At 58.8% G+C, this 21,425-nt stretch carries 20 protein-coding genes, 1 tRNA gene and 1 pseudogene; 11 read left to right on the top strand and 11 right to left on the bottom strand.

Annotated elements, in window-relative coordinates; genetic code table 11:
- The 7 genes and pseudogenes from B3M52_RS13140 to fhuF all read left to right on the top strand — a co-directional run.
- A partial coding sequence (locus B3M52_RS13140; protein ID WP_286749659.1) for a TonB-dependent siderophore receptor occupies nucleotides 1-1,347 on the top strand: 1,347 nt, incomplete at its 5' end.
- 116 nt (nucleotides 1,348-1,463) lie between these two features.
- On the top strand, nucleotides 1,464-3,470 hold the full coding sequence (locus B3M52_RS13135; RefSeq protein WP_407716493.1) for an iron ABC transporter permease: 2,007 nt from the start codon (nucleotides 1,464-1,466) through the stop codon (nucleotides 3,468-3,470).
- A gap of 8 nt (nucleotides 3,471-3,478) precedes the next feature.
- Nucleotides 3,479-4,408, top strand: coding sequence for an iron-siderophore ABC transporter substrate-binding protein (locus tag B3M52_RS13130; RefSeq protein WP_075196015.1), 930 nt, complete (start codon nucleotides 3,479-3,481; stop codon nucleotides 4,406-4,408).
- Between the two features lie 80 nt (nucleotides 4,409-4,488).
- Nucleotides 4,489-4,695 (top strand): MbtH family protein, encoded by a 207-nt coding sequence (locus B3M52_RS13125; RefSeq protein ID WP_075196014.1) that lies wholly within the window; start codon nucleotides 4,489-4,491, stop codon nucleotides 4,693-4,695.
- 5 nt (nucleotides 4,696-4,700) lie between these two features.
- Entirely contained in the window at nucleotides 4,701-5,720 is a 1,020-nt protein-coding gene (locus B3M52_RS13120) for a TauD/TfdA family dioxygenase (protein ID WP_075196013.1), read from the top strand.
- Nucleotides 5,721-5,752: 32 nt separating this feature from the next.
- Nucleotides 5,753-6,343: pseudogene (locus B3M52_RS13115) on the top strand (GNAT family N-acetyltransferase); the annotation flags it as partial.
- 37 nt (nucleotides 6,344-6,380) lie between these two features.
- The gene (fhuF, locus tag B3M52_RS13110; protein ID WP_075196012.1) at nucleotides 6,381-7,151 is read left to right on the top strand and encodes a siderophore-iron reductase FhuF; all 771 of its coding nucleotides are present in this window, start codon (nucleotides 6,381-6,383) and stop codon (nucleotides 7,149-7,151) included.
- A gap of 49 nt (nucleotides 7,152-7,200) precedes the next feature.
- On the opposite strand, the gene B3M52_RS13105 is transcribed toward fhuF, so the two are convergent.
- From B3M52_RS13105 to B3M52_RS13060, 10 genes are all read right to left on the bottom strand, one after another.
- On the bottom strand, nucleotides 7,201-7,968 hold the full coding sequence (locus B3M52_RS13105) for an ATP-binding cassette domain-containing protein (protein WP_075196011.1): 768 nt from the start codon (nucleotides 7,966-7,968) through the stop codon (nucleotides 7,201-7,203).
- A 58-nt stretch (nucleotides 7,969-8,026) separates the two neighbouring features.
- Nucleotides 8,027-8,755, bottom strand: a complete 729-nt coding sequence (locus tag B3M52_RS13100) for a 4'-phosphopantetheinyl transferase family protein (protein ID WP_075196010.1) — start codon at nucleotides 8,753-8,755, stop codon at nucleotides 8,027-8,029.
- A 21-nt stretch (nucleotides 8,756-8,776) separates the two neighbouring features.
- Nucleotides 8,777-9,868, bottom strand: a complete 1,092-nt coding sequence (ychF, locus tag B3M52_RS13095; RefSeq protein ID WP_075196009.1) for a redox-regulated ATPase YchF — start codon at nucleotides 9,866-9,868, stop codon at nucleotides 8,777-8,779.
- Between the two features lie 36 nt (nucleotides 9,869-9,904).
- Nucleotides 9,905-10,492, bottom strand: a complete 588-nt coding sequence (pth, locus tag B3M52_RS13090; RefSeq protein ID WP_041333474.1) for an aminoacyl-tRNA hydrolase — start codon at nucleotides 10,490-10,492, stop codon at nucleotides 9,905-9,907.
- A gap of 30 nt (nucleotides 10,493-10,522) precedes the next feature.
- Nucleotides 10,523-11,176 (bottom strand): 50S ribosomal protein L25/general stress protein Ctc, encoded by a 654-nt coding sequence (locus B3M52_RS13085; protein WP_036205694.1) that lies wholly within the window; start codon nucleotides 11,174-11,176, stop codon nucleotides 10,523-10,525.
- Between the two features lie 155 nt (nucleotides 11,177-11,331).
- Nucleotides 11,332-12,282 carry a ribose-phosphate diphosphokinase gene (locus tag B3M52_RS13080; protein WP_036205696.1) on the bottom strand — a complete coding sequence of 317 codons (951 nt, stop codon included), beginning with the start codon at nucleotides 12,280-12,282 and terminating at the stop codon, nucleotides 11,332-11,334.
- Between the two features lie 52 nt (nucleotides 12,283-12,334).
- Nucleotides 12,335-12,409: transfer RNA gene (locus tag B3M52_RS13075), tRNA-Gln, on the bottom strand.
- 19 nt (nucleotides 12,410-12,428) lie between these two features.
- Nucleotides 12,429-13,286: a 4-(cytidine 5'-diphospho)-2-C-methyl-D-erythritol kinase gene (gene ispE, locus B3M52_RS13070; RefSeq protein WP_075196008.1), complete on the bottom strand. Its 858-nt coding sequence runs from the start codon at nucleotides 13,284-13,286 to the stop codon at nucleotides 12,429-12,431.
- Nucleotides 13,283-13,921 (bottom strand): lipoprotein insertase outer membrane protein LolB, encoded by a 639-nt coding sequence (lolB, locus tag B3M52_RS13065; protein ID WP_075196007.1) that lies wholly within the window; start codon nucleotides 13,919-13,921, stop codon nucleotides 13,283-13,285. The genes ispE and lolB overlap by 4 nt, the downstream gene beginning before the upstream one ends.
- Entirely contained in the window at nucleotides 13,918-15,666 is a 1,749-nt protein-coding gene (locus B3M52_RS13060) for a tetratricopeptide repeat protein (protein ID WP_075196006.1), read from the bottom strand. Before B3M52_RS13060 ends, lolB begins: the two co-directional genes overlap by 4 nt.
- Before the next feature lie 231 nt (nucleotides 15,667-15,897).
- Between B3M52_RS13060 and hemA the strand changes: the two genes are divergently transcribed.
- Genes hemA through B3M52_RS13040 form a run of 4 tightly spaced genes read left to right on the top strand, consistent with a single transcriptional unit; the run spans nucleotide 15,898 to nucleotide 19,858 of the window.
- Nucleotides 15,898-17,187 carry a glutamyl-tRNA reductase gene (hemA, locus tag B3M52_RS13055; RefSeq protein WP_007155284.1) on the top strand — a complete coding sequence of 430 codons (1,290 nt, stop codon included), beginning with the start codon at nucleotides 15,898-15,900 and terminating at the stop codon, nucleotides 17,185-17,187.
- The gene (prfA, locus tag B3M52_RS13050; protein ID WP_075196005.1) at nucleotides 17,184-18,269 is read left to right on the top strand and encodes a peptide chain release factor 1; all 1,086 of its coding nucleotides are present in this window, start codon (nucleotides 17,184-17,186) and stop codon (nucleotides 18,267-18,269) included. Before hemA ends, prfA begins: the two co-directional genes overlap by 4 nt.
- Nucleotides 18,262-19,113 carry a peptide chain release factor N(5)-glutamine methyltransferase gene (prmC, locus tag B3M52_RS13045; RefSeq protein ID WP_075196004.1) on the top strand — a complete coding sequence of 284 codons (852 nt, stop codon included), beginning with the start codon at nucleotides 18,262-18,264 and terminating at the stop codon, nucleotides 19,111-19,113. Before prfA ends, prmC begins: the two co-directional genes overlap by 8 nt.
- Nucleotides 19,100-19,858 carry a HesA/MoeB/ThiF family protein gene (locus B3M52_RS13040; protein WP_075196003.1) on the top strand — a complete coding sequence of 253 codons (759 nt, stop codon included), beginning with the start codon at nucleotides 19,100-19,102 and terminating at the stop codon, nucleotides 19,856-19,858. The genes prmC and B3M52_RS13040 overlap by 14 nt, the downstream gene beginning before the upstream one ends.
- 139 nt (nucleotides 19,859-19,997) lie before the next feature.
- On the opposite strand, the gene phrB is transcribed toward B3M52_RS13040, so the two are convergent.
- Nucleotides 19,998-21,398 carry a deoxyribodipyrimidine photo-lyase gene (gene phrB, locus B3M52_RS13035; protein ID WP_075196002.1) on the bottom strand — a complete coding sequence of 467 codons (1,401 nt, stop codon included), beginning with the start codon at nucleotides 21,396-21,398 and terminating at the stop codon, nucleotides 19,998-20,000.
- Nucleotides 21,399-21,425: the final 27 nt, after the last annotated feature.

Raw genomic sequence — 21,425 nt, 5'->3', positions numbered from 1 at the left:
GGAACCGTGTTGGATCACCCCGCCGGTCAAATCGACCCGTCCACCAATCTTGGTCATCCGGAGTGGGATACCTTTGATCGTGAGGTCTGGTCACTGGGCTATGAATACGAGCACCAGTTCAATTCTGACCTGACCTTCCGGCAGAACGCCCGTTACCTGCGTTCCCGTGTTGAGCGCAAGGAAGTCTGGTGGGGGTTCCCTGGGGATGGGTTTGATGATTTCGTGGGTGCGTATGGCCGTGACCGGTTTAATGAGTCGCGTACCTATTCCATCGACAACCAACTGGTTGGAGATCTGCAGATCGGCGCTACCGAAAACACCTGGCTTGCCGGTGTGAGCTTTGATCGCACCAGTTTTGATCAGACCCAGGATGTCGGTTTCAGCGATATTCAATTTATCAACATCTATGACCCGGTTTGGGCCCGGATCCCGGGTACCCCGACCACCTCCAGCGACGGTGAGGAAATTCAGAACCTGGCTGGTGTTTATGCACAGGTGCAGAGTCGGGTCGGTAACCTGATCGGGCTACTGGGAGGGCGTTTTGATTACGCCGAAACTGAATTTGATAATCGTCTGCCGGGAGGCGAGGACTTCGACTTCAACGACAAGGAGTTCACATGGCAGGCCGGCCTGATGTACGAGTTTGATTTTGGCCTTTCGCCTTACCTCAGCTATTCCACTTCGTTTGTGCCAGCTCGCCAGACTACGACGGATAATGAAGCCCTGGAACCGATCACAGGTCGGCAGTATGAAGCCGGCTTCAAGTACCAGCCGCCGGGCTTGGATACGCTGGTGACCGTTTCGGCGTTTGATATTGTCAAGAAGGACGACGTCAATTATGACGGTTCCATTGGTGCCTATCGGAACGTCGGCCGTACGGAGTCCGAGGGTGTCGAGTTTGAACTCAACAGCGACATCAACGAGAACCTGAGCCTGCTGGCCACCTACACCTACACCGACGCAAAGATCGTCGAAGATGAACCCTTCCCTCGCTATGAGGGTAGGCAGGTCGTGGGCGTCCCGCGCAACCAGGCTTCGCTCTGGGCCAACTACAAATTCTTCGAGGACCTGTTGCGTGGCGTGGAAGCTGGCGTCGGTGTGCGTTATGTGGGTGAGTCCTATGCTTACCCAGATCAAGATAATCTCGCCTACCCGTCACGACTGGAGACCGACGATGTCACTCTGGTGGACCTGGCTCTGGCCTACCAATTCCTTAACGGTTGGGAGACCCGCGTGAACGTCCACAACCTGTTTGACGAGGAATACGTCGGCGAATGTAACAATGCTTCGCGTTGCTACTATGGCGCTGAGCGCACCGTTCAGGGCACGGTTTCCTATAACTGGTAGTGCCTGAGCCGGCGATGTGCTGACGGCGGCCGTGCCTTCCTGCGGCTGCCGATGCCATCGCCGGATTCTCTGCACCCTGATGAATGGATGTTGGTGTGACTGCGGTGAATCAGCAAATTGAAGGTGGCCAGGTCAAGGCGACGAACCGCCGACTGTGGCTGGCGACCGGGGCGGGAACCCTGGCCTTGATAGCCCTGCTGTTATGGCAGGGCTTTTTCCGTTATCCGATGCCGGAGGCCGGTGCCTGGTTGACCCCATGGCAGTCGTCACCGTCCCTCGATGGCCTGCTGCTCTGGTGGGCACAGTTACCCCGAGTTATTGCAGGCCTGATCGTCGGTGCGGGATTGGGTATTGCCGGCGCCCTGATGCAGTTGATTACCCGCAATCCGCTGGTGTCGCCGGATCTACTTGGTATCACGGCGGGCGCCCAGTTTGGGGTCATCCTGGGGATGATGCTGCCAGCGGCGTTTGCCCTGCCGCTGGTCTTCCTGGGTGGTCTTGTGGCCGCGATGCTGACGTTCTTTTTCGCCGGCGGCAGTCGTACGACGCCGCTGCGCCTGGTGTTGGCCGGCATGGCCATGGCACAGATCCTTTACGCCCTGTTGACGCTGTTGCTCACCCTCAATGAACGGGCGGCCTTTGTGGTGGCGATCTGGGACACCGGGTCACTCAGCCAGTTCGGTTGGGCCCGGGTGCAACTGGCACTGTCGATGGTGCCGCCATTGCTGCTCGCTCTTGCGTTGCTGCGGCGACCGCTGAACATGGCTCTGTTGGGAGATGCCCAGATGCGGGTGCTGGGGCTGTCACCCCGCATGCTTAAAACGGTGGTTATCCTGATAGGCACTCTGCTGACCGCACTGGCAATTCATATCGCCGGGCCGCTGGGGTTCATTGGTCTGGTTGCGCCGAACCTGGTGCGCTACGGATTTGGCGTACACTGGCCATCACGGTTGCTGCCGCTGGCTGCGCTTTGGGGCGGGGTCCTGACGTTGTCCGCGGATGTTGTGGTGGCTGCTGTGGCGGAGGTGATGGAACTGCCTTTGGCGACCTTGTCGGCGGTTCTTGGCGGCGTCGCGGTCATGCTGTTGTTGCGATTGACCCGCAGCCGCCAGTTTCCGGTTCAGGCAGCCCTGGGGTCAGGGGAGCCTACCGGGAAAAAGCTCTCCGCCGTCGCGATCGTGGTGATATTGACGATGATGCTGGGCGGTGGGCTGGGTTATGGCGTGCTAGGTGGCGACGCCATCAGCCTGACCATGCTATTGGCGGGGGATGGAGTGGCCTGGCAGTTGCTGGACCTGCGGTTGCCCCGGCTGATGGTGGATGCCGCCGGGGGCGCCTTGTTTGCCTCCAGTGGTCTGATTCTACAGGGAGTAACCCGCAACCCACTGGCGAGTCCCAGTGTGTTGGGGGTCAGCCAGATGTCCGCACTGGCGGTGTTGGCCGGGATCATGCTACTGCCCGAACTCGCACCGGGCTGGCGCCTGCCCTTCGCCTGGCTTGGGGCGACCGTGGCACTGACCGTCGTCATTCTGCTCAACGTTCGTCATGGTCTCGAGCCCTTGCGGCTGATTCTGGCAGGCTTCGCTCTGACCGGTGTTGCTGCGGGGCTCACCAGCCTGTTGATTGGCTTTCACTCCCTGAACATAACGCTCGCGCTGATCTGGATGGCTGGAAGCAGCTACGCCACTACCTGGGGTGATGTATGGGTGTTGTTGCCCTGGTTGTGCATCGGCCTGGTGCTGGCGATGTTGGCGCGTCGGTGGCTGGCCCTGCTGGCCCTGGGAGATGGGGTCGCGGACAGTCTGGGTGTGGGCGCCGCCCGTAAACGCCTGCTACTGCTTGTGCTGGCCAGTTTCATGATTGCTGCGGCTGTCAGTGTGCTTGGGCCGGTGGCTTTTGTTGGGCTGCTGGTGCCTCATGCTGTGCGGTTGCTGGGCTTCTATGGCTATCGGGATCGGCTGATCGTGACGCCATTGATGGGCGCGGTTTTGCTGATCCTGGCGGATGTGGGGGGGCAGCGATTGTTGTCACCGCTGGACGTGCCACTTGGTGTGATGACCGCCACCATAGGGGCGCCGATTTTCCTGGTGCTCCTGACCCGAACCTACTTTCGTAAAGCATGAGAGCCGGAATGACGTTAATTGCAGCCATTGCACTCTGCCTCGTATCTCTGGTCGCCAACGCCGAACCACCGAAGCCTATCGTGGCCGCGCAGTCAGAGACGATTCCCGACGAGCCTCTGCGGATCGTCAGTCTGGATGATCTCACCACGGAGATTCTGCTGGCGCTGGGTATACAGCCGGTGGGTGTTGCCAACCCGGACAGCTATCGCTGGCAGGGCAAGCCTCTGGCTGACAGTCTGGATGGCGTGGAATCCCTGGGAACGCCGCAACAACCCAACCTGGAACGTTTGGTCAGCCTGCAGCCGGACCTGATTCTGGGTGTGTCCAGCCTCCATGTCAGCCTATTTGACCGCCTTGACCGGCTGGCGCCCACAGTGATGTATCGGGTCTCCCTGGAAACGTCACCCCGGGATGCCGTAGACGTTGGAAAGGCGATTCTGGGGCACCTGGCGGCCCTGACAGGGAGAGAGGCTGAGGCGGAGGTGGTTGTTGCCCGGCTGGAACAGGTCCTGGATAAGGGAAGGCGGGTGGCTCGTAAAAGGGGGATGGCCGGAGAGCCCATCGCAGTGCTTTACCCATTGGCAGAGCAGGGGCTGTTTATTGTTTCGAATGAACAGACGTTGGTCGTCAGCCTGGCGAACCGGCTGGGCGGCACCAATCCCTGGCCATTGCGGGAAAGCCACACCATCCACCAGCGGATTGAAATCCACGCGCTTGCCCAGGCACCCGATGCCCATATCTTCATGATCGGCAATTTCAGTGGAGCACCGATGTTTGAATCTCCGCTCTGGCGAGCTCTGCCGGCGGCGCGGAAGCATCGCTACGGCTTCCTGGCAACCAACTACTGGTCGTTTGGTGGGCCGCTGACCGCCACCGTCATCATGAAGCAGATGATTGATGTGATGAACGGGATGGGCTCAGACAGGCCGTCGCCCTAAATTTCCGGGTGTCCCGTTCGTCTTGGAGAGTATGGGAGGGGCGGTCTGCCCCTAGAGTTACAGGTCAGGCGAGGTACGTCATGAGTTTCGATAGCGAGAGCACCATTTTTCAGGTTGTCATTAACCACGAAGAGCAATACTCCATCTGGCCGAGCTACAAACCCATTCCCGAAGGCTGGAAAGCGATAGGCGTGGAGGGGGATAAGGCCTCGTGTCTCGCGCACATCCGTGAAGCGTGGACGGATATGCGTCCCAAAAGCCTGCAGGATGCGATGGCCGGAGGTTGAAGCCGATGAATTCCATCACGGCCAGAACAGCGCCTGAGGCGTTGGCCATCGAGGACGGTGTTCCGCTCAAGGTCAGCCCGCTCACGCCGGATACCGGCCTGGAGCAGGTTGCTGGAGCAATTCGGGAGCTGGTCGAGCACCGACTGGAAAAAGACGGTGCCATCCTGTTTCGCGGCTTTTCAGCGCCCGGCGTTGAGGGCTTCCAGTCGTTTTCCGGTTCTTTTGGTCATCCGCTGCTCAGTTACGAGTTTGGTTCAACGCCCCGCAGCCAGGTGACCGGAAAAGGTGTTTATACCTCAACGGAGTATCCGGCTCACAGAAGCATTCCACTGCATAACGAGCAGGCCTATACCACCGAGTGGCCAATGCGGATCTGGTTCTATTGTGCTCGGGCGGCCGAGCAGGGCGGGGAGACCCCCATCGCGGACAGCCGAGAGGTCTATCGCCGGATCGATCCGGCCCTGCGCCGGCGTTTCAGTGAGCGGGGGCTGACTTACGTTCGCAACTATGGCAACGGCCTTGATGTGGATTGGCAACAGGTGTTCAACACCGACAGTGCCGAAGCGGTTGAGGTTTTCTGCCGACGGCAGGGTATTGACGTAACCTGGAAAGACGATGGTTGTCTGCGCACGGCTCAGCGCTGTCAGGCAGTTGCCCGTCATCCCCGTACCGGCGACAAGGTGTGGTTCAATCAGGCGCACCTGTTCCACTTGTCGGCGCTGGATGAGGAAATGCAGGCGATCCTGCTGGAAACCGTGGGCGAGGACAATCTGCCCAGAAACGTTTACTACGGCGATGGCGGCGCCATTGAGTCCTCCGCCCTGGAGGAAGTCCGGGGTGTTCTGGATGAATGTCGCGTGGTCTTCCCGTGGCGCAGTGGCGACATCCTGATGCTGGACAATATGTTGATGGCCCATGCGCGGGAACCCTTCGCCGGCCCCAGGAAAGTCGTCGTTGCAATGGCCGAGGGGCATGGGCTTTCCAGCAATCCACAGAACCCGGCGCTTCGGGAGGAGGTAACGTGAGTACAGCAGATACTTTGGAAAACCCGGGTGTTCCGATACGACCGCAAAAACCCGTTGGCGAGGTGTACCGCCGCCATGATACCCAGTTGTGCAGTTGGATTTCTTTTCGTACGTTGGATATCCGGGAAGACCTGGCGCGCTTCAATCGTTGGCAGAACTCCCCCAGGGTCGAGTATTTCTGGGAGGAGAGCGGGTCGCTGGAAGAGCATCGCAGGCATCTGGAGGTCCTCGCGAAGGACCCCCATTGCCTGCAACTGATCGGCTGTTTTGATGACGAACCGTTTGGTTTTTTCGATGTCTATTGGGCCCAGGAAGATCGTATCGGGCCCCATTGTGAGGCCGGATTGCATGATCGTGGCATCCACATGCTGGTCGGGGAGGATCACCACCGTGGCCCCCACAAAGTGGCGTGCTGGCTGCCGTCCCTGGTGCACTACCTGTTTCTGGATGAACCCCGGACACAGCGTATCGTCTCCGAACCTCGGTCCGACAACGACCGTATGATTCACCACCTTCAGAATACCGGCTTTGATCGGGTCCGGGATTTTGATTTCCCCCACAAACGAGCCGCGCTCATGTCACTTTCGCGGGAGCGCTTCTTTGAACGGTCTTCGATGTGTTAGGTTCCTTCCTCTCAAACAGCTTTACGCAGCCTGATTCATGACTATTCGTGCGCTTGCCCCCCTGTTCGTCGGGGATTTCGAACATTACCGGGACATACTGGTTCTGCCGGATGATCCGCGGCCAGCAATTCCTGTCCGGGAACTGATAACCACCGATGGCCTGGCGTGGCTGTTGGAACATTATCGCCGCTTTCAGCCAGGTGATGACAGGCGGGCATTGGTTTCCCAGTGGTCCCGCACATACTTCGTGAAGCTGATCGTGCCGACTGTGGCGGCGAACATGGTGCTGGGGCATGAGCTGCCAGTGGCACTCGACAAGCTTGAGGTGATTCTGGGGGATGACGGCTTGCCGGAAGCCTTCCGGCTACCCCATGAGGGACAGCCCTTTGCGAGCAAGCCCGAAGGGCCTTTCGAACGCTTTAAGGAGCTGCTGGACGGCAACTTCGAACCACTTATCGAGGGCTGGAACCAGCAGGTAAAGCTGTCCAGGAAGGTGTTGTGGAACAATGCCGCCAATTATGTTGAGTGGTTGGTTCATGCCATGGCTGGCCTTGGATTGCCGGCGGAGATGCTTGCTGACGGCAAACGGCTGATTGAATCAGAGCGCCGCCCGGATGGTGGCAAAAACCCGATGTTCAGCCCGGTACGCTATGTGGAACGCTCATCCGGGCCTTCGCCCCTGCGTCAGCGGCGTCAGTGTTGTATCCGTTACCGGCTGCCGGAGCTGGCGCTGTGTGAGAATTGTCCCCATATTGATAAACCGCCTAAAGGGGCCCAGCTTCCGGAAAGCCTGGTCGAGCAGGCCTGAGCAGAACAACCAATCGGTTTAAAAGCGTCAGGGTACCAAACGGCGGGGTTCAGGCGATGGCAATGTGTGCCCCATCATTATGAGGGTGAGGCATGACAGACATGGAAATACCGTAGATGGATTCCAGTGTGCTGGTGTTCATCAGCTCTTTGGGCGCACCCTGCGTCAGTAACTTTCCGCTGTGGAGTGCGACCAGGTGGTCACAGTAGGTGGCGGCCATATTGATGTCGTGCAGAACCACAACGACACCCATGTCCAGCTCCCTGCCCAGGTTGCGAACCAGAGACAGGACTTCCACCTGGTGGGCAATATCAAGTGCGGAAGTGGGTTCGTCCAGCAGCAGATACCGGGCGTTCTGGGCGATCAGCATGGCCAGCCAGACCCGCTGGCGCTCGCCCCCAGACAGTTCATCGACGTTGCGGTGGGCAAACTGTTCCGTATCCGTCAGTGCCATGGCTCGGTTCACCTGGGCCCGGTCTTCGGCGGAAAAGCGTCCGAGTGCGCCATGCCAGGGGTAGCGGCCGAAACGTATCAGATCGATAACACGCAGGCCTTCTGTCGGTGGCAGCTGTTGCGGCAGGTAAGCGATCTGCCTCGCCAGGGGTTTGTCGCCCCACGATTCCAACGGTTTACCCTCAAGGGAAACCTGGCCTGATGTCGGCGTCAGTTGGCGGGCGAGCAGTTTTACCAGCGTGGATTTTCCGGAGCCGTTGTGCCCGATCAGCCCAACCACCTGACCATGCTTAATGGTCAGGTCGATCGGATGGAGCAGGGTCTTTCCATTGATCTGCCAACTGACGGCGTCCAGTTTAAACATAGTGCCTCTGGCGGGAGATTGAGAGAAACCGTGATCCTATCTCAAATGGTAATGGTTATCAATTGTGGTGGTTGGCGGGAACCACGATCAGGCTGATCAGGCGGTCGTGCTCCTGCACGAACCGGGCTTCCAGTTCCGTATTCGTAGGCCACTGTTCGGAAAGGTGGGTGAGCAGGCGCAATCGTGCTGTGCCATCCGGGTCCCATGACAGCACTTCCGCGTGCTCGAAGTAGAAGCGCTTCTGAACCAGCGGATACAGCGCCTTGAAGAGCGTTTCCTTGAGGCAGAACACCAGAGTGATGAAATGCCCTGCATGATTGGCCAGTTCCGAACGAAACCGTGTCTGCTCTGAAGGGATCAGGATTTGCCGGCAAAGCGGCAGGGCGCGTTCATCGGGCATGATGACTTCCGCGTCCAGGCCAATTCCGGCGTAGTCCTGTTGCTGGCCGATAACCGCCGCAGCCCAACCCTGGGTGTGGGTGATCGAGCCCACGCACCCAGTTGGCCATACCGGCGCCCGGTCATCGCCGAGGGCTGGCACCACCGGTTGCCCCGTGGCGCGCAGTAAGCCTTCGCGGGCGCAGAAACGGCCAGCCAGGTATTCCGCCTGGCGTTTGGCAACAGCCCTTTCCACCGACGGTGGTGGGACGATGTCACTGATCGTAAAGTCGTCCGGTTTGAGGTTATCGGGGTCAAAGTCCAGGCTGATCAGCTCAAGCCCTGGCAACGATTGCGGCCAGGGCCACCGGTCATCCGGGGTACTGCAGCATGCGGGCACGAGGCTCACCGTCAGAACGCTCCAGCGCGGTCAGACATTGAACCGAAAGTGGACAACGTCACCGTCCTGGACGATGTATTCCTTGCCCTCAAGGCGCCACTTGCCGGCTTCCTTGGCTCCGGCTTCGCCGTTGTACTTGACGAAGTCATCGTAGCTCACCACTTCGGCGCGGATGAAGCCGCGTTCGAAGTCGGTATGGATCACGCCTGCCGCCTGTGGTGCGGTAGCGCCCACTTTCACCGTCCAGGCGCGGACTTCCTTCACCCCGGCGGTAAAGTAGGTCTGAAGGTTCAGCAGGCCATAGCCGCCGCGAATGACCCGGTCCAGGCCAGGCTCGTCCATGCCCATTTCTTCCAGGAACATGGATTTTTCGTCGTCTTCCAGTTCGGAGATTTCGGCTTCTATCTTGTTGCAGATAGGCACCACAACTGCGTTCTCGGATTCCGCAATCTTTTTCACGGTGTCCAGGTGAGGGTTATTCTCGAACCCGTCTTCGCTGACGTTGGCGATGTACATGGTTGGCTTTACGGTGAGCAGGCAGAGTTCGCGGATCAGTGCCATCTTCTCTTTGTCGAGATTCATGCTGCGAACCGGTTTGCCTTCGTTCAGCACGGGAAGCAGGGTGTCGAAGACTTCAAGCTGAGCTTTGGCCTCTTTGTCGCCGCTCTTTGCGACTCGCTGAACCCGTTTGATGGCTTTCTCGACGGTTTCCAGATCGGCCAGGGCCAGTTCTGTGTTGATGATTTCGATATCCGACGCCGGGTCAATCTTGTTGGCGACGTGAATGACGTTGTCGTCCTCGAAGCAACGCACCACATGGGCAATGGCGTCGGTCTGGCGGATGTTGGCCAGGAACTGGTTGCCCAAGCCTTCGCCTTTCGAGGCACCTTCTACCAGGCCGGCGATATCCACGAATTCCATTGTGGTTGCCACCACCTTTTCCGGCTTTACGATGTCAGCGAGCTTGTTGAGGCGGGGGTCGGGCATGGCCACGACGCCGGCGTTAGGCTCAATGGTGCAGAAGGGGAAGTTTTCCGCGCCAATACCGGATTTGGTCAGTGCGTTGAACAGGGTGGATTTGCCGACGTTGGGAAGGCCGACGATGCCGCAGTTAAATCCCATGGAATGCCTCTGCTGGTGCTGGAAAATTTGGGCGGATTATACCGGTTTGAAGCTGTGCAAGCGATTCATCGCAGCGGGAAGTTTGCCGCTGGCAGCGTCCGGCAGTACGCGAATGATTTCGTCGATCAGGGCGTTGAGTTCTTCGGTTTCCCGTTTGCCCAGGCGGCCGAGAACATAGCCTGTGACCTGGCGGCTGTCGCCGGGGTGGCCGATGCCGATGCGCAGGCGCTGGAAGTCGTTGGTGCCGAGGTGAGCAATGGTGTCCCGCAGGCCGTTGTGTCCGCCATGGCCGCCGCCTTTTTTTAGCTTGGCGGTACCCGGGGGCAGATCGAGCTCGTCGTGGGCAACCAGAATCTGTTGGGGCTGAATCTTGAAGAAGTCCGCCAGTGCCTTGATGGAGAGGCCACTGCGGTTCATATACGTGGAAGGGTTCAGCAGGTGCAGGTCGAGACCCTGAAGCTGAATTCGGGCGTAGAGCCCGTGGTATTTCTTTTCGGGGCGGAGCGACTGGCCCGTTTCACGGGCCAGTGCTTCCACGAACAGGGCACCGGCGTTGTGGCGGGTATTCGCATAGTCGGGGCCGGGGTTACCCAGTCCCACCACCATGAGGATATCCTGTGCCATCTGCCGTTGCCCTCATTCGTACAGGAGCGATTACTCCTTGTCTTCGCCTTCTTCACCCGCTTCGCCGTCTTCGCCTTCGTCAGTATCTTCTGTCTTGGCAGCGCGCGGCTTGTGGATTGCAACGACTGGCAGGTCGTGGTCTTCACCCTGCAGCAGAGCCGCAATACGAACGCCTTTCGGCAGTTTGAGGTCGCTCAGGTGAACAACCTGGTCCATCTCCACGGCAGTCATGTCGACTTCGAGGAACTCAGGCAGGTTCTGCGGCAGACAGATCACTTCTACTTCGTTGATCTGGTGGTTGGCAACGCCGCCCTGGAGCTTGATGGCCGGTGCAGTTTCTTCGTTCAGGAAGTGCAGCGGTACGTTAACGTGGATTTCGTGATCCTTGTCAACGCGCAGGAAGTCAGCGTGGGTCAGCAGCGGCTTGTACGGGTGACGCTGCAGATCCTTCAGGATCACGCTTTCTTTCTTGCCTTCCAGTTCGATGGTCAGAATGTGTGAGAAGAAGGCTTCGTTTTCCAGAGCTTTTTTCAGCTCGTTGTGCCAGATGGAAATCGAAACGGCTTCTTTCTTCCCGCCATAAATGATGGCCGGAATTTTACGCTCCTCACGACGCAGGCGGCGGCTCGCACCTCTCCCCTGATCGCCACGAGGAAATGCTTCGATAAGAAATTCCTGAGACATGGTTATAACCTCAATTTTCACCAGAGCGGCCCGCGACCAGGTCCTGAACCGGTGATATTTTCGATATGCCGGCTGTTTTCCGGCGGACTAAACAGACCGGGAGCCCACTGGGCTCCCGGTCTGGATTCTTTTCACTAAATCAGGTGGTTAGCTGATCAGGCGTTCTCAAACATCGCGCTGATGGACTCTTCGTTGCTGACGCGACGAATGGATTCCGCAAGCAGCCCAGCCATAGTGAGGATGCGGATCTTATCACAATTACGCGCTTTGTCACCCAGTGGGATGGTGTCGCAGACAACCAGTTCGTCCAATTCGGAGGCGTTGAGGTTGTCAACAGCCGGGCCTGAAAGGACGGGGTGGGTGATGTAGGCGACCACGCTGGCGGCACCATGCTCCTTAAGAGCGTTGGCGGCTTTGCAAAGCGTGCCGGCGGTGTCGATGATGTCGTCCACCAGGATACAGGTTTTGTCCTTTACATCACCGATGATGTGCATGACCTGCGACACGTTGGCCTTGGGACGGCGCTTGTCGATGATGGCGAGGTCGGCATCGTCCAGTCGCTTGGCAACGGCGCGGGCACGAACAACGCCGCCAACGTCAGGAGATACCACTACGAAGTTCTCAAAGCGCTGCTTCTCGATATCCTCAAGCATGACCGGGGTGGCGTAGATATTGTCCACCGGAATGTCGAAGAAGCCCTGGATCTGGTCGGCGTGGAGGTCAACGGTCAGGACCCTGTCAACGCCGATGCTGGAAATCATATCTGCAACCACTTTGGCACTAATGGCAACACGGGTGGAGCGAACACGGCGATCCTGGCGGGCATAGCCATAGTAGGGGATAACCGCGGTAACCCGGGTGGCGGATGCACGGCGCAGTGCGTCGGCCATCACGATCAGTTCCATCAGGTTATCGTTGGTGGGGTTGCAGGTGGGCTGAATGATGAAGACATCATGCCCGCGAACATTTTCGTTGATTTCAACGGTGGTTTCACCATCGCTGAAGGTTCCAACGGTGGCCTGGCCCATGGGAATGTGAAGTTTCTGGGCGATGGCCTTGGCAAGCTCCGGGTTGGCGTTGCCAGTAAAAATCATCAGTTTGGACACGACGGCATCCTTCTCGGTATCGGCGTTTGATTCAGAAGAAGCGGGAGAAAGGTGGCTGGGGTGGCAGGATTCGAACCTGCGCATGACGGGATCAAAACCCGTTGCCTTACCACTTGGCGACACCCCAGTATCGTGCTTTTTTGGCATCATTTCAGCTCTGTCAGCTTTTTGTGAAGTGGTGAAATGTTCACCCCTTGAGCTACGAACCCCGTGATGCCGGAGGGTTTGCTTTCCCAGATAATCCGGGCTGCGGATTCTGTCGGGAAACGTCCAAATATGCAAGCCCCGGTTCCGGTTAATCTTGCAGGTCCGAATTGTGCAAGCCACTCCAGGCTTTGATGAACCTCAGGATACAGTCTTCGAACTACATCCTCACAGTCGTTTCGGTACCTCGAGGCGTCTCCCTCAAAAGCGGGCGCTATTTTGATTCCGGGGGTATCCCTTGTCAACCCTTGCTCGGAAAAAATCTCTTTGGTGCTTATATCGCAAGGTGGTTTTATAACCAGAAACCAGTCTTCTGGTGGGTTGGCGTCGGTGAGTCGTTCGCCCACGCCTTCGCCCCAGGCTGCATGTCCGCGAACGAATACGGGCACATCGGCACCCAGGGACAGGCCCAGTTCAGCCAACTCGTCCAGGGAGCGGTTCAGGCCCCACAGGCGGTTCAGCCCCACCAGTGTGGTGGCGGCATTGGAGCTGCCACCACCCAGGCCACCGCCCATGGGCAACTGCTTGTCGACTGCAATACTGACACCGGGAGTCGTATGACCTGCGGTTGCCGCCAGTTGTCGCGCAGCACGGACAATCAGGTTTTCCTCGTCGGGCACCCCGGGCAGGGGTTGCTCAAGGACGATTCTGCCATCGGTGCGTGCGGTCAGGGTCAGGGTGTCGCCATAATTCAGAAACTGAAACAGGGTTTGCAGTTCATGGTAGCCATCCGGTCGACGCCCGAGAATATGCAGGAAGAGGTTCAGTTTTGCCGGGGAGGGCAGAACCAGGCTGTTCACTGGCTGTCTCCATCGGTCTGGTTCCAGCTGGTAACCACCACCCTCACGCGCTTCTCGCCCTTGACCGCCGTGATACGGGCGGGCAGATGAGGGTAGCCCTCTATGAATGCTTGCCAGCGGTCGTAGCGGATCTCCCAGCCCAGTTGGCGTATGACGGCCAGTTGACCCTTGTCGTCGAAGAACAGCCGGAAGTCCCCGTCAGGGCCGGGCAGGCCCCGTATCCACCAGGCCAGGCTGTCAACGGGGAGCAGCCAGCCGGTGGCGGCGTTGACCAGGGACTCCGGGTCGCCGGACTGGTAGCGCTCGCCGTTGGGAAGTGTGAGTTCGATGAACCCGGGAACGCCTTCAAGGGTAGTGCGGCCCATACCGAGGAACGATGATGACAGCGCCAGTTCGTACGTTTCCCGGTCCTGTTTCCAGTAGTTGATGACGGCGGTGCCGCTGTCCGAGGGCTGGCGAACGGCGAGTTTGCCGGTCAGTTCCCAGTGCTGAAGCTGGTCAAGTCGGGCACTGGTCTTGCTCCAGTCGGCCGGTGGCTGTTCAGTCAGGCCTTCAGGAAGTGGTTCAACTGTCAGTGAGCTACAGCCGCTCAGAACCAGGGCGGCGAACGTCAGCGCGATAACCGATAATTTCACAGGGACGGCTCCCCGGTCAGCCTTTCAACAGTTTCAGTCAGTATCGGGTGGTCCGGGTCCTGCTCGAAGCCTTCTCTCCAGATCGAGCGGGCCTGTTCCTGATTGCCGGTTTGCCAGAGCGCTTCGCCGTAATGAGCGGCTACTTCCGGGTCAGCGTAGGCCTCCCAGGCACGTGACAGATAGCTCAGTGACTCGTCGGTGTTGCCCTGCAGATACAGTACCCAGCCCATGCTATCGAGTATGGCAGGGTTCTCCGGATCGATGGCCAGGGCTCTCTCAATATAGTCCCTGGCTTCATCGAGTCGGTCCGTGCGGGTGGTAAGGATATAACCCAGCGCGTTGAGTGCCACGGCGTTGTCGGGCTGTTCCTCGATGATTGTTCTCAGATCGGCTTCGGCCTGCTCTGGCTTATCCATGGAGTCGAGCAGCATGGCACGGGCGTAGCGAATGCGGACATTGCCAGGGAAGGATTCCAGGGCTTCATTGGCCGCCTGAAGGGCTCGCTCGTCATGATCCCGATCCAGCAGGAGATTGATTTCCAGCAGGCGGAAATTCTCGTCCTGGTCGGGGTTGTTCTTGCGGATCTCGCGAATGTCGGCCAGGGCCTCATCCAGCTCTCCCTGTTCCGCCATCAGTTCGCTGGCACGGGCCAGGGCCGGGAAAAAGTAATTACCTTTCTCGACATTCCTGTAGTAGCCGATGGCCTGCTCGTTTTCGTTTTCCTCGTCGGCAATCCGGCCCAGGTAGTAGTGAGCCTCATCACTGTGGTGGCCTTGTTCGATCAGGCGTGTCAGTTCCTCCTCGGCCAGCGCGATCTGATCGTTTTCAAGCGCGACCAGGGCGTAGGAGAGCCGCAGGCCGGGAACGTCGGGGAAGCGGTTAACCAGCCGGCGGAATTCGTTCTGGGCGGTTTGCAGCTCACCTTCGCCGATCAGCATGCGGCCGTAGAGGGTTCCCATCTGGCGATTGTCGGGGAATTGTCGTGTATTCGCCCTCAGGTGATCCAGGGCCTGCTGTTTCTGGTTGGTCTGGTAGAGCAGGTCGCCCTTGAGTATCAGTGCTGGCTGGAAATCCGGCTTGCTGTCCAGAAGGGGTTCCAGTTTGGCGAGGGCTTGCTGGGGCTCGCCCGTCACCTTCAGTAGAAGGGCAATGCTGTATTGCAGTTCCGGGTTGTCAGGGTGGCGCTGCTCCAGTTGCTGGTATAAGTCGAGCAGTTCCTGCTGTTGTTCCGGCGGCAGGTTTCCGGCCATCGCGGCAAGGCTGTCAAAATCCGCGTCGCCGCCCAGATCCATGATCTTTTCCATGTGGCCCAGGGCGGTCTCCAGTTCGTTCTTCTTCACGGCCTGGATGGCGGAGATGCGATGTGCCTGCATGTTGTCCGGGGCTACCTCCAGCCACAGCGCCGCCAGTTTCTGCTGCGCGTTATCGGCGTTCAGTGACTGGGCAATGCGCATGGTCCGCTCAATCACGCCCAGATCGCGGGATTGCTGTGCCGCCTTCATGTAATTGACAAGGGTGACGTCGAATCGGCCCCGTTGGGCGGCTATCTCGCCGGAAAGCAGCAGGTACAGTTCTTCCGGTTCGAAATCGGCGTAACGGATGTCCGCTGACGGTTCCGCGGATGATGCAGTGGCGTCATCAGGCGACGAGGTGGATTGCGATTCCTGGTTGTCCTGGAGAAAAGCGCAGCCGGACAGGGAAAGCCCAAGCAGGCAGGTACCAAGCAGTAATGCAGACTTATGCATGCAACATCCCATGATCTGTGTACGATGCACCTGATCGGCCGGAGAAGGGTCTGGCGGCGGTCTCAGATGTGGCGTAGTGCGACAAGGCTCTATGATGGCACAAGCGCTTGATATTGCCCAACCTGTCAGCAGTTGCCGATATCACGATGGTTATGGGTGGCGACACTGGCTCCCGATCGTTAAAATGGCGGTATCGAACCGTCGTCAAAGATAAGGCAGTCTAACCCCGATATGGCACTGGTCACCCTCGGAATCAATCATCGCACCGCACCGGTAGAGTTGCGTGAGCGCGTCGCGTTCACGCCCGAGCGTATGGCCGAGGCGTTTGCCGAACTGCGTGCCACTTCCGGCGCCAGCGAGGCGGCGATCCTGTCTACCTGCAACCGCACCGAACTGTATCTGGCCGGAGATGACGACTGTGCCCCGGCGGTATTGCGGTGGTTGGCGGGGTTTCATGACATGGAGGCGGCAGACCTGGAAGACGTGCTCTACGTACATCGGGACTCAGACGCCGTGCGCCACATCATGCGGGTTGCGTCGGGGCTGGACTCCATGGTGCTTGGAGAGCCGCAAATTCTCGGCCAGCTCAAGGACGCCTATGCCCTCGCTCGCGAGCATGAGGCGAGCGGTGCGTTCCTGTCCCGTCTGTTCGAACATACGTTCTCCGTCGCCAAGCGGGTGCGCACGCAGACTGCTATTGGCGAAAACCCGGTGTCGGTGGCCTACGCTGCGGTCAGCATGGCGCACCACATCTTCGCGGATATGTCCCGCAATCGAGCCTTGCTGATTGGCGCCGGCAAAACCATTGAGCTGGTCGCGAGGCATCTGGCCGACGCTGGCGTGAAAAACTTCCTGGTCGCCAATCGTACCCTGGAACGTGCCCAGGCGCTGGCGGACTCCCGTGGCGGGCAGGGCATTATGCTCTCCGACATTCCAGAACACCTGGCAAACGTGGACATCATCATTTCCTCCACTGCCAGCCCGTTGCCTATCCTTGGCAAGGGCGCCGTGGAGCGTGCGCTTAAAAAGCGCAAGCATCGCCCCTATTTCATGGTGGATATCGCCGTTCCCAGGGATATCGAACCCGAGGTGGGTTCCCTGGCTGATGTCTATCTCTACACCGTTGACGACTTGCGGCAGGTTATCGAGGAGAACGTTCGTTCCCGAGAGGGCGCCGCGCGGGAAGCCGAGAACATGGTTGCTGATGGCGTACAGCAGTTCTTGAGCCAGCTACGGGCCCTGGATGCTGTCTCCACCCTCAAGCAGTTCCGTCAGCGGGCCGAAGCCCTGAGAGACGGGGAGACCGAAAAGGCCATTCGCGCCCTGCGTAATGGCGCAGACCCCGAAACCGTGATGCGAAGCATGGCCCGGGGGTTGACCAACAAATTACTGCACGAGCCGTCCATCCAGGTCCGCAAGGCCACCACGGAGGGCAGAACCGAAGTCACTCAATGGCTCAGAGAGCTGCATCAGCTTGATGTGCTGGATGCCGACGCGCCCATCACCCCGGAAAAACTATGAAGTCATCGATTCAGTCCCGCCTCGAGCAGCTTGTTGACCGCTTCGAGGAAGTCAGCGCGTTGCTGAGCGATCAGGGTACTATTGCCAACCAGGATAAATTCCGCGACCTGTCCCGGGAATTTGCCGAGATTGAACCCATCGTTTACTGCTTCCAGGCATGGCAGAAATCCCGTGACGATGTTAAGGAAGCCACTGAACTGGCCCGCGACGGTGACGCCGACATGCGAGCCATGGCGGAAGAGGAGTTGGGCCTGGCGGAACAGAAGAGCGAGGAACTGGACGAAGAGCTCCAGCGCCTGATGCTGCCCAAGGACCCCAACGATGGCAAGAACGTATTCCTGGAGGTTCGTGCCGGCACCGGGGGCGATGAGGCGGCGATTTTCGCCGGTGACCTGTTCAAGATGTACATGCGTTATGCCGAACGCCAGCGCTGGCAGGTTGAGGTTATCAGCGCCAACGATGGTGAGCACGGCGGTTACAAGGAAATCATTGCCCGCATTGCTGGTAGTGCGGTCTATGGGGCACTGAAGTTTGAATCCGGTGCCCACCGGGTACAGCGGGTGCCGGAGACCGAATCCCAGGGCCGAATTCACACCTCCGCCTGCACGGTAGCGGTGATGCCGGAGGCGGATGAAACCGAGGCCGTTGAAATCAACAAGTCCGACCTGCGGGTGGATACCTTCCGAGCTTCTGGCGCCGGCGGTCAGCACGTCAACAAGACTGATTCGGCGATTCGTATTACCCATATTCCCACGGGCATTGTTGTGGAGTGTCAGGAAGAACGTTCCCAGCACAAGAATCGGGCCAAAGCGATGAGTTTCCTGGCATCGCGCCTCCAGAATGAGGAAATTGAACGCCAGCAGAAAACCATGGCGGCCACCCGCAAGAGCCTGGTGGGCAGTGGCGATCGCTCAGAGCGAATCCGCACCTATAACTTCCCCCAGGGGCGGGTGACCGACCACCGCATCAACCTGACGCTGTACAAGCTGGATGAGGTTATCTCCGGTGATCTTGATGCCGTCATCATGCCTTTGCAGCAGGAACACCAGGCCGATCTGTTGGCCTCCCTGGCTGATGATTGACAAACCCCTGGCCTGTGAGGCGTTGCTGACAGAAGCTGCCGGGCTTATTGGCGGTGATTCTCCGCGCCTCGATGCTGAGCTACTACTGGGTTATGTGACGGGTTGGTCCCGAACCACTTTCCGGGCCTGGCCCGAGCGTGAGGTGGACGTGGCCCTGGTCGACCGCTTCAGAACCCTTGTGGAACGACGCTGTGAAGGCCACCCGATTGCACACCTGCTGGGTGAACAGGAATTCTGGTCACTCCCGCTGAAGGTCAATCCATCCACACTGATTCCCCGCCCGGATACTGAATGCCTGGTGGAGGCAGCGCTGGCGCTGGATCTACCGAGAAATGCCAATGTGCTGGATCTTGGTACCGGCACGGGTGCCATCGCACTGGCTCTGACCAGCGAGCGACCCGGCTGGCGGGTTTCCGCCTGTGACGCCGTCCGGGAAGCAGTAGACCTGGCGACCGACAACGCCGACCGGTTGGGCCTACCGGTGACGGTGCGGCAAAGCAACTGGTTTGAGGGTTTACCATCAGTTGCTTTTGATCTCATCGTTTCCAATCCACCGTACATCGCAGGGAATGATGTCCACCTGGGAGAGGGCGATGTGCGCTTCGAACCGGCGTCGGCCCTGGTGGCCGGCGATGACGGCCTCGACGATATCCGGCGGATAACCGCCGAAGCCCCCGCTTGGCTCTCGCTTGGGGGCTGGTTGATACTGGAACACGGCTATGAACAGGGAGCGGCAGTGCGGCAGCTTTTTACCGATGCGGGATTGGCCTGTGTGGAAACCCGCCAGGACTACGGCCGGCGTGACCGCTTCACCCTTGGGAGAAAACAAGATGCTGAACGATGAGGAACTGCTGCGCTACAGTCGCCAGATCCTGATGCCCCGGTTTGATATCGCAGGCCAGGCCAAGCTCAAGTCCGCAAGAGTGCTGGTGGTCGGTGCTGGCGGTTTGGGTTGCCCAGTAGCCCTCTACCTCGGGGCCGCCGGGATTGGGCACATGACGCTGGTCGACGACGACCAGATCGAGATCGCCAATCTGCAGCGCCAGATCGCATTCGAACAGTCCGACCTGGGTGAATCCAAAGCCGAACATCTGGCTGACCGCGTTAGGCGCATAAACCCCGATGTGTCGGTGGCAACCCTTACTGAACGCCTGGAAGGCGATGAACTTCAGCGGCAGGTAAACTCGGCGACCCTGGTGGTCGACTGCACCGACAACTTCAATACCCGCTTCGCCCTCAACCGCGCGTGTGTTGCTGCCCGCGTCCCACTGGTATCTGGCGCAGCCATTCGTGGGGAAGGGCAACTGTCGGTTTATGACGTCCGCGATGACAGCAGTCCCTGTTACCACTGTCTTTACTCAGAACAGGGCAACGAAGACCTGACCTGTTCCGAAGCTGGTGTTATCGGCCCCCTCGTTGGCATGATCGGCGCTTCCCAGGCAATGGAAGCCGTGAAAGTCATCACCGGTGTCGGCAAACCGTTGATTGGGCGCCTGCTCATTCTTGACGTCTGGCAAATGGAATGGCGGGAAATGAAACTCGCCAGAGACCCAGAATGTCCAGTCTGCAAAAGCAGAGAGTCAGCATAAGGCGGGCTGGGGGAAGGCTCTGCCAAAACCGTGCGGAGCCATGGATGGCGGAGCCGAGCGTACATGGACGTATTCACAGCGTGTTTTGGCAGAGCCTTCCCCCAGCCGGCCGTTTCCTCCCAACGACGAAGCCGGCGCTTTAATTTTTCAGGGCCTGAAACTTTGAAATTGCCTCTTTCCTGCTTTCTTTCAGGTCAACGATAGGTCGTGGATACCCACCGGGAATCACACCACCGGCCCAGGGTTGGTGAATCCGTTTATTGTCCAGCTTTGCGATCTCGGGAACGTATTTGCGGATGAATTCGCCATCCGGATCAAACCGCTCACTCTGAGTGGCCGGATTGAATACCCGAAAATACGGCGCCGCATCGGTGCCGGTGGAGGCGCTCCATTGCCAGCCCCCGTTGTTGGAGGCCAGGAAGCCGTCCACCAGTTTTGACATGAAATAGGCCTCACCCAGTCGCCAGTCGATGAACAGGTTTTTGGTGAGAAACATCGCCGTGATCATGCGCAGCCGGTTGTGCATCCAGCCGGTCTGGTTCAGTTGGCGCATGGCGGCGTCGACAATGGGGATGCCGGTGTTGCCCGATTTCCAGGCTTCGAAGTTCTCGCCGGGTGTATTCCATTGCAGGGCCTCGGTCTCCGGTTTGAACGCCCGGTGCATACTAATCCTGGGGTAGTGGTAAAGGATATTGATGTAGAAATCCCGCCAGGCAATTTCATTGGTCCAGGTGGCCAGGCCTTCCTGGTTGCCTCCCATACCTTGCTGCTGGCGGGCGGCAATCAGGCACTGTTTGCCGGAAAGCACCCCGTTGGCCAGGTAAGGGGAGAGCAGGCTGGTACCATCTACGGATGGCAGGTCGCGCAGATCCTTATAGTCCCCGCCGTGGTCGTCGAGGAACTGTTCCAGTTGCTGGTGGGCGGCGTCCTCGCCCGTTTCAACAAGCCGGGGTGGTGGATTATCGAAGCATTTTGGCAGGCCTACATAATAAAGAGGCTTAACAGGCTCGCCGACGGGCTTGGGAACGGGAAAGAGGGTTGGCTGCGCCTCATCAACCCAGCTTCGCCACCGACGGGAAAACGGGGTGAACACGGAATAGGGCTCACCCTGTTGAGTAAGGATGGTGCCAACAGGCGCTACCGTCTGGTCCCGGTATTTATTCACCGCCACGCCAATATCATCAAGGGTGTGTTTTACGGCCTTGTCGCGGCGCCTTTCGTTAACTCCGTATTCCTCATTGAAATGCACATGCCGGATACTCTCGCGCCGGCAGAATTTTTCCAGTTTTTCAACGCTCTCGGCGAACGTGGTTGCGGTCATGAATGATAGGGGTATGCCTAATTTCGCCAGTTCTTCCGACAGCGCATTGGCGTGGTCCAGCACAAATTGAACCCGCGCCGGAGACCAATCATGCTCCTGCCACTGAGCCGGGGTTACGATAAAACAGGCCTGCACCGGTTGCTGTTGCTTGCAGGCTGCCGTAAGGGCAGCGTTGTCGGCAACGCGCAGGTCGTTTCGGAACCATACGAGCTGAGTCATTGAGCTTCCTGAGTTTGATGGCGGATC

The sequence above is a fragment of the Marinobacter sp. UBA2688 genome (assembly GCF_002352785.1).
In the GTDB taxonomy this organism is placed as follows: Bacteria; Pseudomonadota; Gammaproteobacteria; order Pseudomonadales; family Oleiphilaceae; genus Marinobacter; species Marinobacter salarius.
This window is presented reverse-complemented; position numbering and strand designations above follow the sequence as displayed.

Bases quoted from the DNA above. Each gene is read 5' to 3' on its own strand.
- B3M52_RS13130 (WP_075196015.1), top strand. From the start codon at position 3,479: ATGACGTTAATTGCAGCCATTGCACTCTGCCTCGTATCTCTGGTCGCC.
- B3M52_RS13125 (WP_075196014.1), top strand. From the start codon at position 4,489: ATGAGTTTCGATAGCGAGAGCACCATTTTTCAGGTTGTCATTAACCAC.
- B3M52_RS13120 (WP_075196013.1), top strand. From the start codon at position 4,701: ATGAATTCCATCACGGCCAGAACAGCGCCTGAGGCGTTGGCCATCGAG.
- fhuF (WP_075196012.1), top strand. From the start codon at position 6,381: ATGACTATTCGTGCGCTTGCCCCCCTGTTCGTCGGGGATTTCGAACAT.
- B3M52_RS13105 (WP_075196011.1), bottom strand. From the start codon at position 7,968: ATGTTTAAACTGGACGCCGTCAGTTGGCAGATCAATGGAAAGACCCTG.
- ychF (WP_075196009.1), bottom strand. From the start codon at position 9,868: ATGGGATTTAACTGCGGCATCGTCGGCCTTCCCAACGTCGGCAAATCC.
- pth (WP_041333474.1), bottom strand. From the start codon at position 10,492: ATGGCACAGGATATCCTCATGGTGGTGGGACTGGGTAACCCCGGCCCC.
- B3M52_RS13085 (WP_036205694.1), bottom strand. From the start codon at position 11,176: ATGTCTCAGGAATTTCTTATCGAAGCATTTCCTCGTGGCGATCAGGGG.
- B3M52_RS13060 (WP_075196006.1), bottom strand. From the start codon at position 15,666: ATGCATAAGTCTGCATTACTGCTTGGTACCTGCCTGCTTGGGCTTTCC.
- hemA (WP_007155284.1), top strand. From the start codon at position 15,898: ATGGCACTGGTCACCCTCGGAATCAATCATCGCACCGCACCGGTAGAG.
- prfA (WP_075196005.1), top strand. From the start codon at position 17,184: ATGAAGTCATCGATTCAGTCCCGCCTCGAGCAGCTTGTTGACCGCTTC.
- prmC (WP_075196004.1), top strand. From the start codon at position 18,262: ATGATTGACAAACCCCTGGCCTGTGAGGCGTTGCTGACAGAAGCTGCC.
- B3M52_RS13040 (WP_075196003.1), top strand. From the start codon at position 19,100: ATGCTGAACGATGAGGAACTGCTGCGCTACAGTCGCCAGATCCTGATG.
- phrB (WP_075196002.1), bottom strand. From the start codon at position 21,398: ATGACTCAGCTCGTATGGTTCCGAAACGACCTGCGCGTTGCCGACAAC.